This is a genomic window from Halopiger xanaduensis SH-6 (assembly GCF_000217715.1).
GTDB classification, from domain to species: Archaea; Halobacteriota; Halobacteria; order Halobacteriales; family Natrialbaceae; genus Halopiger; species Halopiger xanaduensis.
Map to the genome: position 1 here is coordinate 3,314,672 of NC_015666.1, position 14,901 is coordinate 3,329,572.

Here is a 14,901-nt window from a genome sequence, read left to right on the forward strand (position 1 = left end):
TCGGTATTACTATCAGCTGTAGCATAGATCAGATCTCGAATCGGCGGGTCCGTTCGGTCCGAACCCTCTCGGGTTTGATGGTTTCCCCGTCGACGGTCACCGCCTCGCCGTTCGCGAGCGCGCCGAACTTCGGTCCCTCAGGAACGCCCGCCTCGTGGGCCAGTTCCGGATCGAAGCCCTCCTCCTCAGCGACGATCGCATCCTCCTCGAGCCGAACCGTCTCGTATTTCTCCTCGAGTACCGCGGCTACCTCCTCGATGATCGTCCGCCGCGCGTCGGGGTCCAAGTCAGGCACTGCGACCCGCTCTCCGACGCGAGTACCGCCGTTCTCGGTCTCGTACGCGACAGTGTGGGAGTCGACGATATTTCGGACGCGGTCGGGATCGATCCCCTCCGCGGTGTCGACGAGTGCTGGCGGTAGGTCGACGACGGTAAACGAGTCGGCTTCCCGATCGCCAAACCGGATTCCATTCTCGATATGGCCGAGTTCGGACTCGATCGCATCGACGAGCCCCAAGGGCCGGTTGCCGACCTCGCGCAGCCAGGTCTCGCCGACGATCCGGTAGCCGAGGTCCTCGAGCGCCTCTTCGAGCACCGGCCACTCGCCATCCAGCAGGGCGATCTCGGCGTCGCTTTCCTCGAAGGCGGCCTCGAGGACGTCCCGGTGGGCAGTCGGGTGACCCAGTTCCTCGAGGGCCCAGTCGGAGGCGATGTGGCCGACGGCCCACGGCGTTTTGCGGACGACGCGCTCGAAGCGGGGCGCGTAGTGGTTGCCGCCGAAGCCGACGACCTGTCGTTCGCGGTGGGGCTTGGCGTCCCGAAGGTCGAGGATGCCGCGGGCGACGGCCTCGGCGCCCGCGGGGTCGTCCCACTGCTCGTCGCCGCTGCCCAGTTCCGCGAACAGCGACGGGCAGCCGACGTCGGTCGGGCCGTGGTGGGTACACTCCATCCCCACGTCGTACCCCTCGGGCGCGTACTCGTCGAAGGCCTCGAGCAGCCGGGCGAGCGCGTTCGGGGCAGCCTCGGCGACGGCGTGGTCCTCGCCGCCGTATTCGGCCGGGCCGAAGTTCCCCGTGAAGTGACCCGTCAGCAGCGGGCCCGTCTCGCCCGAGTGGCGCGAGGCGAAGACGAGCAGATCGGGATCGCAGTCGAAGGCGTCCGCGGGGCGCTCGAGTTCGATGTGAAGCTCCTCGAAGGTGCGGAGTTCGGCGCCCTCAGTGCTGTAGTAGGTGCCGCCGCCCGCCTCGTCCGGACGGCTGTCCTCCTCGCGTTCGGTCCAGTCGGCGAGGGCTCGGAGCTGATCACAGACGTGGACCGACGCGCGGTCGGCGCGGCTCTCGACGATCGCGAGCTCGCTCATATCCGTGCTCCGGTTCCGGACGGCGTTAAGTCGCCCGTTTTCGCCAGCCGACGTGTCGTCGCGCCCAGCTGGCTCGAGGGGCCGACCTGTGGCCAGGGATACGAGCGTTGCGAGCGCTGCCGTTGCATTTTCCCGGCTGGAGGTAATCATATGAATAGTTACCAAGACACACGATGGCTGAACCACCCTCTTGCCAAAACGGCCGGTCAAACGACGGGGATGAAACCGCATCGCCGACCGACGTTACGCTCGATGCCCGGGATCTGACGGCACTCGTGAGCGGTCACGCCGTCGCGATGCTCGACGCCGCCGGACGCGTCGCCGCGTGGAACGACGACGCGAACGCCGTCCTTGGATACGACGAAGCGGAGATCGTGGGGACCAGCTACCGCGCGTTCTTTCCGGAGGAGGCTCGAGCCGCCGATCGTCCCGACGCGCTCCTCAAGCGGGCGCGCATCGAGGGACGAGCCGAGGACGAAGGGTGGCGCGTTTGCAGCGACGGCAATCGGTGTTGGGTCAGGGAGGTGATCGCGCCGATCTGGACGGCCGGGGGCGACAGCGACGGCACCGATCACCGCATCGGCGACGCCGCCGACGCCGTGCCGGACGCCGACGTGCAGGGGTACGGCTGGTTTCTCCACGACCGAACCGAGGAACACGAGCGCGAACTCGAGCGCCGCGAGGAGGCGGCGTTCCTCGAGAGCGTCTTCGCGGCCCAACCCGACATTCTCTACGCGTTCGACGACGACGGGAACTACATCGACTGGAACGACCGCGTCCCGGAGGTGACGGGGTACGACGACTCCGAACTGACCGAACTCGACCCCCTCGAGTTCATCGCGCCGGAGCATCGCGACCGGATCGCCGACTCGATCCAACGGATTCTCGAGGAGGACGAACAGGTCACCGTCGAGGCAGATCTGCTCACGAAGGATGGCGAGCGGATCCCCTACGAGTTCAACAGCGCGCAGATCACCGAAGACGAGGGCACCGTCGTCGGGTTTACCGGCGTCGGCCGCGACATCAGCGACCGCAACGCGCGCGAGCGGGAACTCCACGAGGAGAAGGCACTCACCGAGAGCATCTTCGAAGCCCAGCCGGACCTGCTCTACGCGTACGACACCGACCGAAACCTGATCCAGTGGAACGACCAACTCCGTCGGATCACCGGCTACGACCCCGACGACCTCGAGGGGATGTCCCCCCTCGAGTTCATCGCACCCGAAGACCGCGAGGCGATCGGCGACGCCGTCCGTCGAATTCTCACTGAGGGGGCGCGCATCACCGCCGAAGGGCGGCTCCTGACGAGCGAGGGCAAGCGGCTCCCCTACGAGTTCAACAGCGCCCGGATAACCGACGACGAGGGCAACGTCCTGGGATTCACCGGCATCGGCCGCGACGTTAGCGACCGCAAGGCGCGCGAACGGGAACTCGAGCGCCTCGAGCGGCTCAACGTGGTCGTTCGAACGGTCGACGAGACGATGGTGGCGGCCGAGACGCGCGAGGAAATCGAGCGCGCGATCGTCGACGCGTTCGCGGACGCCGACACGTACCGGTTCGCCGTCGTCGGGCGGTTCGACGCGGCCGCGACGGCCGAGCGGCGACAGTGGGAACCGCGAACCTGGGCGGGGCGGGACGCGGACGAGATCGACGGCGTGATCGGCTCGTACGTCGACCCGCCGGCCGCGGCGGCCGACCGATCGGACGCCTCCTCCCTCGAGGCCGACGCCGTCCGGCGGTACCGATCCCTCCGCGAGAGCGAGTTCGAACCGTGGCGCCGCGACGCCCGCGAGCACGAGTACGGCGCGGTCGCGGTCGTCCCGATCGTCGCGGGCGGCCGCTCGTTCGGCGTGCTCGTCGTCGCCGCCGAAGAAGCGACCGCGTTCGCGGATCGCGAGCGCGAGGTGCTCCAGGAGTTCGGGGGAACGATCGGCCACGCCGTCAACGCGATGACCGTCCGTCGGCTCCTCTACCGCGACACCGCCGTCGAACTCGAGTTCGAGTCGACTGATCGCGGGGACGCCTGCATCGACCTCGGCGCGCGGGCTAACTGTCTGCTCGCCGTCGATCACGTGCTGCCGCTCACCGACGGCGCGTACGTCCAGTACGTCACGGTTGCCGGGATCGGGCCCGATCGATTTCGCGACCTCGCCGCCGAGCAACCGGGGATCGAGGAACTTCGGAACATCGACGTGCAGGGCGACGAGAGCCGGTGGGAGCTCACGATCCGCGACTCGACGTTCGTCGATCTGCTCGCGAGCTACGGCGCGCGGCTCCGGTCGAAAGTCGTCGATCGCGGCCGCGCGACCGTCACCGTCGAAGCCAGCCCGGACGCGGCGGTCCGCGAGCTCGTCGATACGATCCGGGCGGCGTATCCCGACACGACGCTGGTCTCGAAGCGGACCGTCGAGGGCTCGGTCGAGACGCCGGGCGACTTCCGAAACCGGGTCGAATCGGCGCTGACCGACAAGCAACGCACCGCGCTCGAGGCGGCCTACTACGGCGGCTACTTCGAGTGGCCGACGCGAAACAGCGACGCCACGGCGATCGCCGATCGGCTCGGTATCGCCCGCCAGACGTTCCACCAGCACCTCCGGGTTGCACAGGCGAAACTGCTCGAGTACTACTTCGAGACGTCGTTGTAACGCGTCGCCGGCGCGAACCTATTACTCCGTCGGAACACCGGGTAGTACCAGACAACGCTGGTACACCCCTTACCCGTCGTCGCGGCTTCTCTCGGGCAATGAGTTCTCCCCCCGTCGACGAACCGACTCCGGCCGTCGCCTTCGACGCTCTCGCCACCGTTCGCCGACGCTGTTTGCTCGCCGTGCTCCTCGAGCGGCGCGACCGATCGGCCGCAGCCGGATCGTCGGCCGCGACCGAAACTGAGACCGACACCGGATCGGCGCCCTCGTCCCTGTCGCTCGCGACGCTCGCCACCGAAATCGCCTCCCTCGAGGCCGGTCAGCCGATCGTCTCCGACGACCACTGTACGCACGTCCACGTCTCGTTGGTTCACGTTCACCTCCCGAAGCTCGCCGACGCCGGCCTCGTCGAGCGCGATGTCGCCACGGACGGCGCTGGCAACGGTGACGAGACCACAGTTTCGCTCGCGTCCCATCCGCTCCTCGAGGGCGACTGGATTCGGACCCTGCTCGAGTCGCCAGTCGACGGTGGCACCGGCGACGACGACCTGCTGGATCGGACCTGCGAAGCGCTCCGGTCGGCCCGCTGCCGGACGGTCTGTCGGGTGCTCGCCCGCCACCGCGGCGCCGTTCCGGTCGACGATCTCGCCGCGCTGGTCGCGGCGCGGGAGGGCGACGGGGACGACGACCGGCGTCTCGTCGACGTCACCGAATCGGAGGTGCGGGATGTTGGGACCGACCTCGCACACAATCGACTGCCCGCGCTGGCCGACGCGGGCCTCGTCACGTACGACCGCGACGAAGCGGTCGCCGCGCTCGCGACCGACGCCCCACAGTGGCGCACCGACTGGCTGGCGGCGAGTCCGCTTGCGCCCGTCGCAGACCGGCTCGAGACCGCGTCGGCGTCACCGTCGTCGGAGCACGCCGGCTCGAGGCGACCCGAGGACGCGTCGTCGGTGCCGGACGGGGTACGCGGGGAGTTCGACGTCGGAACCGGCCGCGAGTCGGACGGCGACGACGAGCGGGACGGCTCGAGCGCCGACCGAACGCCCTCGTGCTGGGCGATCGACGGCGCCGAAAACATCGTCGCACGGGGCCACGATATCGCCGCCGGCGCCGAGGACGAACTGTTCGTGACGGTCCCCGACGACGGCATCCTGCAACGGCAGTGTCTCGAGCGCTGGCGCGCGGCCGCCGAACGCGGCGTCGACGTCTACGTCGGCTCGCGGTCGTCGCAGGTTCGGGACACCGTCCGCGCGGCGGTCCCCGACGCGACGGTCTGCGAACCGCGACTCGACTGGCTCAACTTCCCCGTCGACCGGGTCCACCACGGCCGCGTCGTCTTCGCGGACCGCGAGCGGGTCATGCTCGTGACGATCGAGGACGGCGGAGCCGACGGGAGCGAGACTGACGACACGCCGCGCGTGACTGCGGTCACGGGCGAGGGTCCGGAGAACGCGCTGGCCGCGCTCGTGCGCGAACACCTCGGGCCGCGGCTGGATCGCCTCGAGTCGACGCGTGAGGGCCGCGAAAGCGAAGAAACGGACGGGACACCGTCGCCGCTGCCGATGTGATGGCGGCCGAGTCATGCGTGACCGCCGTCGCGGTGGGCCGAGATCAGGTCGCGAGTAGGTAGATGAAGACGACGTAGCCGGCGACCAGCGCCGCGCCGTCGAGGCGCGTGAGTTTCCTGCCGTAGCCCATCATCCCGACCAGGACGACGGTGAACGCGACCATGATCGGGAGTTCGAAACGGAGCGTACTCGCGGTGATCTCGATCGGCGTGATGAGCGCGACGATCCCCAGGACCGCGAGGATGTTGTAGATGTTCGAGCCGACGACGTTGCCGATGGCGAACTCGGTCTCGCCGCGGACGGCGCCGACGGCCGACGCCGCCAGCTCCGGCAGCGACGTGCCGAGCGCGAGCACCGTCAGCCCGATCACCAGTTCCGAGACGCCGAGCGCGGACAGCAGGCCGGTGCCGCCGGTGATGAGCCAGCGCGAGCCGACGACGAGCACGAGTAACCCGCCGAGCACGAGCGCGACGTCTCTGATCGAGACGCCCTCACCCGCGTCCGGATCGTCCATTATCGGCGCGGGATCGGCGTTGACGTAGTAGAGGAGATACGCGGTGAACCCGGCGAGTACGAGCAGGAAGATCGCACCCTCGAGCCGGCCGATCGTGCCGTTCGCGCCGAGCGCGACGAGCAGGATCGCCGCGAGGACCATGAAGGGGACGTGCCGGCGGACGACGATTTCGGTGACCGAGAGCGGTTTGATGAGCGCCGAGACGCCGAGTACGAGCCCGATGTTCGCGATGTTCGAGCCGACGATCGTGCCGAGGCCGATATCGCTCGAGACGTTCAGCGCGCCGATGGTCGAGACGAAGAGTTCGGGCGCGGTCGTGGCGAACGCGATGACGGTGACGCCGACGGTCGCCGCGCGGAGGCCGATCCCGAGCGCGAGCCGACCGGCGCCGGCGACGAGCAGTTCGGCGCCGCCGTACAGCGCGACGATGCCGGCGGCCAACAGCACGACGTCGAGCGAGGTCCCGGAGAGCATGGCCGCGAGTTGTACCGAACGCCGTATAAGCGACCCGAAACTGGAGACCCGAACCGCCGCGTCGGCGCGCTCGAGCCGCGACCGGCTGCGCCCGCAGCACGGCGCCGAAGTCCCACCCATTATATCCCCGCCGAACCGACCTGCACCCATGGCGATGGACGTCTTCGGTCTGCTCGGCAACCCCGTCGGACACTCGCTGTCGCCGCCGATGCACGAGGCGGCTTACGACGAACTGGACATCGACGCGCGCTACGTGACCTTCGAACCGGACCCCGACGACCTCGAGGACGCGATCGAGGGCGCCGCGGCGCTCGGCGTGACGGGCCTGAACGTGACGATCCCGTTCAAACAGGACGCGCTCGCGGTCGTCGAACCCGACGATCTGGCCGCCCGAATCGGCGCGGTGAACACGATCGATTTCACCGGCGATCACCCCACTGGCCACAACACCGACGCCGGCGGCGCCCTGCGCGCGCTGCGGGAGCAATCGGACGCGACGCTCTCGCTCGAGGACGCCCGCGCGGTCGTCGTCGGCGCCGGCGGCGCGGGACGGGCGATCGCGTTCGGACTCGCGGACGCCGGTGCGACCGTCGATATCGCGAACCGGACTGAATCGAAGGCACACGATCTCGCAGACGAGGTCCCCGATGCGACGGGCTACGGCCTCGAGAACCTCGAGGAACTCCTCTCAGACGCCGACGTGCTGGTCAACGCTACGAGCGTCGGCATGGAGGAGGACGCGACGCCGGTTCCCGCCAACGCGCTCCACGGCGAGCTGACCGTGATGGACGCGGTGTACCGGCCGCTCGAGACGCGGCTCCTGCGGGACGCGGCCGACGTCGGCGCGACGACGGTCGACGGCGCCTGGATGCTCCTCTATCAGGGTGTCGAGGCCTTCGAACGCTGGACGGGGTGGGACGCGCCGGTCGACGCGATGAACGAGGCGCTGCGCTCGCGGCTCTAAGGCCGTTCGATCGGAGACGTTGGCAGTTCCTGCATCGTATCAGCCGAATTTAAGTGAAAGAGACGACTATATTCGGATAATGGCAATCCTCGAAAAGCTGAAGTCGTTGTTGGGACTCGACGAGTCCGACTCGGAGCCGCGACGCTCCCGCGAGGTCGGGGTCACGGTCGAACGCGAAGGATCGCGCGGGAGCGACCGGTCCGAATCGACGCCGGCGGACGAGGCCGCGGCGTCGACCGACTCCCCGACGGAGCCGGCCGAGGAGTCGGAGAAAGCGCCCGAACCGCCCGGATCGCCGGGTCCGAAGGAAACGGAGACGGACGCGGACGCGGACACGGCGCCGACCGAAGCGGAGACGGCCGACGCCGAGGCGGAGACCGACGAGGCCGACGCCGAACCCGAAACGACCGAGATCGACGAGGCCGAAGTCGCGATCGAAGACGCGGAACCGGACCGCGACGTGAGCGAGGGCGACGGTGCGGCCGCGGAACCGGACGCAGAGCCCGAACTCGAGGCCGAGGATGAGTCCGCACTCGAGGCGGAAGCCGAACCGGAAGCCGAGTCGACCGACGAGTCGGCGGAGACCGAGAGCGAGGACGAGCCGGAACCGGAAGCCGAATCCGAACCTGAACCTGAACCTGAGCCGGAAGCCGACGAAACGACCGAATCCGAATCCGTCGACGTCATCAAGGGCATCGGTCCCGCGTACGCCGACCGGCTCGCCGACGCCGGCGTCGAGACCGTCGACGAACTCGCGGCCGCCGACGCGGCCGACCTGGCCGAACAGACCGACATCTCCGAGAAGCGGATTCAGGGCTGGATCGACCGCGCCGAAGTCAGATAGGACACAGGCAGGCCGTTCGCGGGCGGTTTCGTTCTCTTTTGCTCCCTCTTGCGCGCGACTCGAGTCCCACGAGCGCGCCACTTTCGATCGCGACCAGACGGCTGATCGACCGAGGATTCCCGACGCCGACGTGTCCCGTGCTCCGCGGGACCGAAAGAAGATTAGTCGCGCACCTGCTCTCGAGGGGTATGAGCGATCCGCGCGTCGTCACGACGCTCGACTCGTTTCGGGCGGCCGCTCGCGAGGGGCTGGACCGAGCGCGGTCCGGCGACGACGAGCTCGAACCGACGACGCGCACCGGAACGCCCACTCAACTGCGAATTCCCGTCGAAGTTCGCGTCGACGTCGCCGATCCGTTTCTCGCCTACCGCCGGGCGCGCGACGGCCCCGACGGCGGCGCCTTCCTCGAGACGACCGGCGGACAGCCCGGCTGGGGCTACTTCGGCGTCGATCCGGTCGACCGGCTCACCTGTTCCGCGGACGCGGTCTCCCGCTCTCGAGACGGCCAGTCGCCGACGCTGGCTGCGCTCGAGGGACTCCTCGCGGGGGACCGGCTCGTTCGCGGCGACTGCGACGTCCCCTATCCCTGCGGCGCCGTCGGCTGGCTCTCCTACGACGTCGCGCGGGAACTCGAGGAGTTGCCCGAGTCGGCGGTCGACGATCGCGGACTGCCGCGGCTCGAGGTCGGCGTCTACGACCGCTTGGCGGCGTGGGAGGCGCCGGTCGGCGGGAATAAAAACGACGGCGAGGACGAGCCGGTCACCCTCCGCATTACGGCCTGTCCCCGGTTCGATCTCCGTCCGGACGAAAACGAGAACCTCGACGACGCGATCGAGGCTGCCCACGAGCGCGGTCGCGACCGCGCGCTCGAGCTCGCTCGAGCCGTCCGCGAGGGCGATCCGAGCGTCGGCGAGCCGCCGGTCGACCGGCCGGACGCGACCTTCGAGAGCGACTGCGGCCGCGAGACCTTCGCCGACCGCGTTCGGCGGGTCAAGGCGTACATCCGGGACGGCGACACCTTCCAGGCGAACATCTCCCAGCGGCTGGTCGCCCCCGCGGCGGTCCACCCGGTCGCGGCCTACGACGCCCTGCGGCGGGTGAATCCGGCGCCGTACTCGTGCCTGCTCGAGTTCCGAGCGGCGGATCTGGTGAGCGCGAGTCCCGAGTTACTGCTGGAACGCGATCGGGAGTTCGTCCGTACCGAACCGATCGCCGGCACCCGACCCCGCGGCGAGACGCCCGCAGAAGACGACGGGCTCGAGGCCGACCTCCTCGCCGACGAGAAGGAGCGGGCCGAACACGCGATGTTGGTCGACCTCGAGCGCAACGATCTCGGAAAAGTCTGTGCGTACGGCTCCGTCGCGGTCGACGAATATCGGCGGATCGACCGCTACGCCGAGGTGATGCACCTCGTCTCGAACGTGACCGGCCAGCTACGGCCGGACGCGACGCTGTCCGACGCCGTCGCGGCCGTCTTCCCCGGCGGGACGATCACCGGCGCGCCCAAGCCGCGGACGATGGCGATCATCGACGAACTCGAGGCGACGCGGCGCGGCCCGTACACGGGCAGCGTCGGGGTCTTCGGCTTCGACGGCCGCGCGACCCTGAACATCGTTATCCGGACCTTGGTCCGCCACGCCGACGAGTACCACCTCCGCGTGGGCGCGGGGATCGTCCACGACTCCGAGCCCGAACGGGAGTACGACGAAACGCTGGCCAAGGCGCGGGCGCTCATCGCCGCCGTCGACGAGGCGCTCGGCGAGCGGGCCGGGATGGCGCTCGAGGCAGATTCCGACGGATCGGCCGACTCGAGCGACGCGTCCGGAGGTGCGTCCGATGACTGACGGCACGCCGGCGACCGAGACGCGGATTCTGGTCGTCGACAACTACGATTCGTTCGCGTACAACCTCGTGCAGTACGTCGCCGAAGCGATTGCTTCGACGGGCCCCGCGGCGTCGCCGCGGGACGTCGGCGAAATCGCGGACGAGGTGGTGGTCCGTCGCAACGACGAAATCGACCTCGAGGGCGTCCGCGAGCTGGATCCGACGGGAATCGTCGTCTCGCCGGGTCCGGGAACGCCCGAGGAAGCTGGCATCTCGATTCCGCTGTTCGCCGAAACAGAGTATCCGATCCTCGGGGTCTGTCTCGGCCACCAGGCGCTGTGTGCGGCCAACGGCGCGCCGGTCGTCCACGCGCCGGAGGTGGTCCACGGCAAGCCCTCGACCGTCACCCACGACGGGGACGGCATCTTCGACGGACTCCCCGCGGAGTTCCAGGTCGGGCGCTACCACTCGCTGGCGGTCGAGCGGGCGGACCTGCCGGACGCGCTCGAGGAGACGGCACGAACGACCGACGAGCGCGGCGTGTCGATGGCGGTTCGCCACCGCGAGAAACCCCACGTCGGGGTCCAGTTCCACCCCGAGAGCATCCTCACGCGGCGCCACGAGGACGCCGCAAGCGGGGACGGCATCTCGCTCGCCACGGGGAAACGGATGATCGAGAATTTCTGTCGGCTCGCCGCTGAACGTCGCTAAGCATGTCCGAGAAAACCGAACTCCTGTACCACGTCGACGGCGACCTCGTGCCCGCCAGCGAAGCGACCGTCAGCGTCGACGACCGCGGGTTCCGGTACGGCGACGCCGCCTTCGAGACGCTGCGGGCCTACGGCGGGACGATCTTCGCCTGGGGCCGCCACGTCGACCGCCTCGAGCGCACCTGCGAGGCGCTGTCGCTCGAGCACGGCCTCTCGACCGACGACCTCCGCGAGCGGATCGACGCGACGCTCGCAGCCAACGACCTCGCGGACGCCTACGTCCGCTTGTCGATCACCCGCGGCGTCCAGCCGGGGAAGCTGACGCCCCAACCCGAGGTCGATCCGACCGTCGTCGTCTACGTTAAGCCGCTTCCCCGCGGCGGTCTCGAGGGCGAGCGGGTCTGGGACGAGCCGGCGACGGTTCGCACGGTCGAGACGAGACGGATGCCCGACGAGGCGATTCCGGCCGGCGCGAAGACGCACAACTATCTGAACGGGATTCTCGCCCGGGCGGAGCTTCGAAATCGCGACGAACCCGCCGATGAGGCGCTCATGCGCGACCTCGAGGGACACGTCGCCGAAGGAGCGACGAGCAACCTGTTTTTCGTCCGCGACGGCACGCTCCATACGCCGACGGCCGACGGCCCGGTGTTGCCCGGCATCACGCGCGCGCTCGTCCTCGAGTTGGCCGCCGAAGGAGGAATTTCAGTTCGAGAGGACCGGTGCGACCTCGAGGACGTGCTCGCAGCCGACGAGGCGTTTCTGACGAACCGGACGTGGGAGCTGCGACCGGTCGCGACGCTGGACGGCCGCGAAATCGGCGGCGGCCCGGTGACGGAGCGACTCTCGAGGTTGTACGACGAGCGCATCGAGGACGCCTGTTACCGGTAGATCGGTCGCGTCCTGACCGACGATTGTCGACGGCTGCCGATCGTGACACCGGAGCAACAATTATGTGCTGGATTGGCATATACTCAATCGGTTCGCACCGCCGCACGTCCACCATCGATCAGACGATCGAACGATGACCGACGATATCGATCTCGAGAGCACGTACGAACGCCGATTAGACGAACGCATTCGAACCATCGCCGGGACGACGGCGGCGACGATCAGGGACGTCATACGAGGGTCGCAGGGGGCGTTTCCGACGGTCGTGTACGATCGGTTGGAGGCCCTCGGCCTCGCGGAGTCGCTTCGGGAGGGGCGTCGCAATCCGGTTGCTCGTCCTGGGTCGCTTTGCAATCGCGAGCCGGAACTCCACCCGCTGGACTTCGAGTGGTACTTTACGGCGGAGACGACGACCGCCATCGCGACAACGGTCGCCGAGAGCGCCGCCGGCCCCGTTTTGTGTCTCGGTGCCCCGACGGTCGCGTTCACCCTCGCGGAGCGAGGGGTACCCGTCACGCTGGTCGACCGAAACGAACTGATCGAAACCCGCTTCGCTCCCCGGTACGACACCCTGACGTTCGCCAATCGAGACATCGGTGAGCGGCTCGCCCTCGAGGAGACCCACTCGGTCGCGTTCTTCGATCCGCCGTGGTATCCGGACGATACGGCGGCGTGGCTGCACCGCGCCGCAACCAACGTCGCCCAGGGCGGCCGGATCTACTTCGTCCTCTTTCCGCCGCTGGTCCGCCCGGCCGCCCGCGCGCAACGCGAGCGATTGCTCGCGACGGCCGAGCAACTCGGATCGGTCGCAGTCGACGACGGGGCGATCACGTACCGCACGCCCCCGTTCGAACGGGAAGTGCTCCGGGAGGAGGCAGTTCCCGTGGTCCGCGATTGGCGCCGCGGGGATCTCGTTCGCATCGACGGCGTTTCTCTTTCTCCCGATGCCCTTTCCGACCCGCCGTCGACGAGCAGCGGACCGGCGTGGGAGACGTTCGTCGCCGACGGGCGAGTGGTGAAGGTCCGACAGGAGACCGCCTCGGATGCCGGCGCCGTTCTGTCCCCCGTCGAGGGCTGTGACGGCTACCTACTGCCGAGCGTGAGCCGTCGCGACGCCCGGCGTCGGAACGTCGATCTGTGGACCTCTCGTAATCGCGTCGCCTCGGTCGGCGATCGCGAGGCCGTTGCGGAAGCGCTACGCAGGCTCGAGACGGGGGCGGATCTGACGGCCCTGCGGTCGACGTCCTTCGAGGCCTCGATCTCCGACCGGGAGCGCGACCGACTGGTCGATCGACTCCGAACGATACTGGCGTAGGCGGCGTAGACGCAGCGCCGCTTACGTACGCCGCCGGCGACCGTCATTTCCCGCGACAAACAGCGTTAGTCGTTCGACTCGAGGGCCGACCGCGCCGACCCGTCCGCGCGGTTCGCCCCGTCGGACGTCGCCGGCGCGTCGATCAACGCCCGGTCCGTCCCCGACAGTGCCAGCGCGAAGTCCGAACCGAACGCCGACGCCGGCGTCTGGAAGCCGTCCGGAACCGAACCGCCGCCCGCTCGCCCTCGATCCTCGAGCACGCGCTGGGCTGCGATCACCGCGGACTCGGCGGTCAGCGCGTACGGGTCGGGCGTCCGCAGTCTGGCGCGGGCGCGCCGTCCAGCGTCGTCGGTGACTTCGCCCCAGACGACGGCGTGGCCGTCGGCTGCGTTCCGGTTTTCGAGGCCGTCGACGCGAGCGTCGACGAGCCGCTTCAGGCCGCGTTCGACGGCCCGGCGCTCGAGCAGCCAGCCGACCGAGTCGACGGCCGACAGGAGCCGATCGGCCCACGGCGGCGCGGCGGCGTAGACCTCGATCGTCTCGATGCCCGTGGTGTGGGCCGCGGTGACGACGTCCCCCCACGGGATCGTGACGGCGTGTTCCGGACCCTCCCCAAAGTCGATCTCGCGGTTGCGAAACGCCGTCGGCACCTTCACGAGCCGCCCGTTTCGGCGGACGACGCCGCCACTACCGAGTTGCTCGACGATCGTCCGGGCAGTCCCTCGCGAGAGCGATCCGGTTCCCTTGATCCCGAGCGCGAGTTCGTCGGCCGACGGGAGTTGGGCGTGGAGAAAGGCGGCCAGACAGTCCGAGGGAACGACGTCGAAGCCGACGCCCGGAAGCATCGTGATTCCCGCCTCGCGCGCGGTCGCGTCGCGCTGGCGCAGGCGTTCGAAGACCGCGACCTCGCCGGTGATGTCGAGGTAGTCCGTCCCCGACTCGAGGCAGGCCTCGAGCAGCGGATCGACCGTCTCGACGAACGGCCCCGCGCAGTTGAGGACGGCGTCGAACCCCTCGAGGCGGGCGGCCAGCGACCCGTCTTCGAGGGCGAACGCGCGGCCGTCGACGCCGAGTCGGTCGGCCAGCCGCGCGACGGCGCGGCGGTCTCGTCCGGCGACGGTCGGTGACCCTCCTCGAGCGACGGCCTCGCGGGCGATCAGCCGTCCCGTGTCGCCGTACGCGCCGTAGATGAGAAGGGAATCCATGGGCTCCGTTGACCGCTCGGGGTGTTAAAACTGCGTCAGACGTTCGCTGCAGTCGTAACGTTCACGACTCACGAACGGAAAGGCGCCAGCAATGGACGCCGAATCGCGTATCGTAGCCCTCGCGGACGTGCCGACGGACTCGAGCTACCTGTTCCGAGTCGCCGACGAAGCGGGTGACCGAAAGGAGGCAATTCTCGTCGCCGACGAGGTCGGCGAAATCGACGAGACTGGCGAGACGGACGACGGTGAAGCTGACGACGCCGGCGCCGCGAGCGTCTCCTGCTGGCTCAACTACTGCCAGCACTTCACCCACATCAAACTGGACAAGGGCTCGGGCGCGGCGATGCGAAACGGCGAGATCGTCTGCGAGAACCACGGCGCCTACTTCGAGGCCGACTCGGGCTACTGCACGTACGGCCCCTGCGAGGGCGCGACGCTGACCGAACTCGAGGTGACCGTCGCCGACGGAGCCGTCTACCTGACGGACGAGGAATACGCGTTCGTCGGCCCGGGGCCGATCGAGGACGACGACGATCTGACCTCGACGTCGAACGTCGAGTTCTGAGCGGCTGCGGGTTCGA

At 69.0% G+C, this 14,901-nt stretch carries 12 protein-coding genes; 9 read left to right on the top strand and 3 right to left on the bottom strand.

The window, feature by feature from the left end; translation table 11 throughout:
* Positions 1–28 precede the first annotated feature (28 nt).
* A complete protein-coding gene (locus HALXA_RS16110; protein WP_013881456.1) occupies positions 29–1,360 on the bottom strand; it encodes a D-aminoacyl-tRNA deacylase in 1,332 nt (443 codons plus the stop codon).
* A 173-nt stretch (positions 1,361–1,533) separates the two neighbouring features.
* Here HALXA_RS16110 and HALXA_RS16115 point away from each other — a divergent pair, with 173 nt between their 5' ends.
* Both HALXA_RS16115 and HALXA_RS16120 read left to right on the top strand, forming a co-directional pair.
* Positions 1,534–4,005: a PAS domain S-box protein gene (locus HALXA_RS16115; RefSeq protein WP_013881457.1), complete on the top strand. Its 2,472-nt coding sequence runs from the start codon at positions 1,534–1,536 to the stop codon at positions 4,003–4,005.
* Positions 4,006–4,103: 98 nt separating this feature from the next.
* Entirely contained in the window at positions 4,104–5,579 is a 1,476-nt protein-coding gene (locus tag HALXA_RS16120; protein ID WP_013881458.1) for a DUF7344 domain-containing protein, read from the top strand.
* A gap of 43 nt (positions 5,580–5,622) precedes the next feature.
* On the opposite strand, the gene HALXA_RS16125 is transcribed toward HALXA_RS16120, so the two are convergent.
* Positions 5,623–6,567, bottom strand: a complete 945-nt coding sequence (locus HALXA_RS16125; protein WP_013881459.1) for a calcium/sodium antiporter — start codon at positions 6,565–6,567, stop codon at positions 5,623–5,625.
* Positions 6,568–6,721: 154 nt separating this feature from the next.
* Between HALXA_RS16125 and HALXA_RS16130 the strand changes: the two genes are divergently transcribed.
* The 6 genes from HALXA_RS16130 to HALXA_RS16155 all read left to right on the top strand — a co-directional run bounded on the left by HALXA_RS16130 (position 6,722) and on the right by HALXA_RS16155 (position 13,115).
* Positions 6,722–7,531 (top strand): shikimate dehydrogenase, encoded by an 810-nt coding sequence (locus HALXA_RS16130; protein ID WP_049895491.1) that lies wholly within the window; start codon positions 6,722–6,724, stop codon positions 7,529–7,531.
* Between the two features lie 79 nt (positions 7,532–7,610).
* Complete coding sequence (locus HALXA_RS16135) at positions 7,611–8,375, top strand: helix-hairpin-helix domain-containing protein (protein ID WP_013881461.1); 765 nt, start codon at positions 7,611–7,613, stop codon at positions 8,373–8,375.
* A 188-nt stretch (positions 8,376–8,563) separates the two neighbouring features.
* Positions 8,564–10,219 (top strand): aminodeoxychorismate synthase, component I, encoded by a 1,656-nt coding sequence (gene pabB / locus HALXA_RS16140; protein WP_013881462.1) that lies wholly within the window; start codon positions 8,564–8,566, stop codon positions 10,217–10,219.
* Complete coding sequence (locus tag HALXA_RS16145; RefSeq protein WP_013881463.1) at positions 10,212–10,910, top strand: anthranilate synthase component II; 699 nt, start codon at positions 10,212–10,214, stop codon at positions 10,908–10,910. Before pabB ends, HALXA_RS16145 begins: the two co-directional genes overlap by 8 nt.
* A gap of 2 nt (positions 10,911–10,912) precedes the next feature.
* The gene (locus HALXA_RS16150) at positions 10,913–11,800 is read left to right on the top strand and encodes an aminotransferase class IV (protein ID WP_013881464.1); all 888 of its coding nucleotides are present in this window, start codon (positions 10,913–10,915) and stop codon (positions 11,798–11,800) included.
* A gap of 133 nt (positions 11,801–11,933) precedes the next feature.
* Positions 11,934–13,115, top strand: a complete 1,182-nt coding sequence (locus HALXA_RS16155) for a class I SAM-dependent methyltransferase (RefSeq protein ID WP_013881465.1) — start codon at positions 11,934–11,936, stop codon at positions 13,113–13,115.
* A gap of 65 nt (positions 13,116–13,180) precedes the next feature.
* Here HALXA_RS16155 and HALXA_RS16160 read toward each other — a convergent pair whose 3' ends face one another.
* Positions 13,181–14,320, bottom strand: coding sequence for a saccharopine dehydrogenase family protein (locus HALXA_RS16160; protein ID WP_013881466.1), 1,140 nt, complete (start codon positions 14,318–14,320; stop codon positions 13,181–13,183).
* A 91-nt stretch (positions 14,321–14,411) separates the two neighbouring features.
* Between HALXA_RS16160 and HALXA_RS16165 the strand changes: the two genes are divergently transcribed.
* A complete protein-coding gene (locus HALXA_RS16165) occupies positions 14,412–14,885 on the top strand; it encodes a Rieske (2Fe-2S) protein (RefSeq protein ID WP_013881467.1) in 474 nt (157 codons plus the stop codon).
* Positions 14,886–14,901 lie beyond the last annotated feature (16 nt).

Coding starts and splice junctions, on each gene's coding strand:
- HALXA_RS16110 (WP_013881456.1), bottom strand. CDS start 1,360: ATGAGCGAGCTCGCGATCGTCGAGAGCCGCGCCGACCGCGCGTCGGTC.
- HALXA_RS16115 (WP_013881457.1), top strand. CDS start 1,534: ATGGCTGAACCACCCTCTTGCCAAAACGGCCGGTCAAACGACGGGGAT.
- HALXA_RS16120 (WP_013881458.1), top strand. CDS start 4,104: ATGAGTTCTCCCCCCGTCGACGAACCGACTCCGGCCGTCGCCTTCGAC.
- HALXA_RS16125 (WP_013881459.1), bottom strand. CDS start 6,567: ATGCTCTCCGGGACCTCGCTCGACGTCGTGCTGTTGGCCGCCGGCATC.
- HALXA_RS16130 (WP_049895491.1), top strand. CDS start 6,722: ATGGACGTCTTCGGTCTGCTCGGCAACCCCGTCGGACACTCGCTGTCG.
- HALXA_RS16135 (WP_013881461.1), top strand. CDS start 7,611: ATGGCAATCCTCGAAAAGCTGAAGTCGTTGTTGGGACTCGACGAGTCC.
- pabB (WP_013881462.1), top strand. CDS start 8,564: ATGAGCGATCCGCGCGTCGTCACGACGCTCGACTCGTTTCGGGCGGCC.
- HALXA_RS16145 (WP_013881463.1), top strand. CDS start 10,212: ATGACTGACGGCACGCCGGCGACCGAGACGCGGATTCTGGTCGTCGAC.
- HALXA_RS16150 (WP_013881464.1), top strand. CDS start 10,913: ATGTCCGAGAAAACCGAACTCCTGTACCACGTCGACGGCGACCTCGTG.
- HALXA_RS16155 (WP_013881465.1), top strand. CDS start 11,934: ATGACCGACGATATCGATCTCGAGAGCACGTACGAACGCCGATTAGAC.
- HALXA_RS16160 (WP_013881466.1), bottom strand. CDS start 14,320: ATGGATTCCCTTCTCATCTACGGCGCGTACGGCGACACGGGACGGCTG.
- HALXA_RS16165 (WP_013881467.1), top strand. CDS start 14,412: ATGGACGCCGAATCGCGTATCGTAGCCCTCGCGGACGTGCCGACGGAC.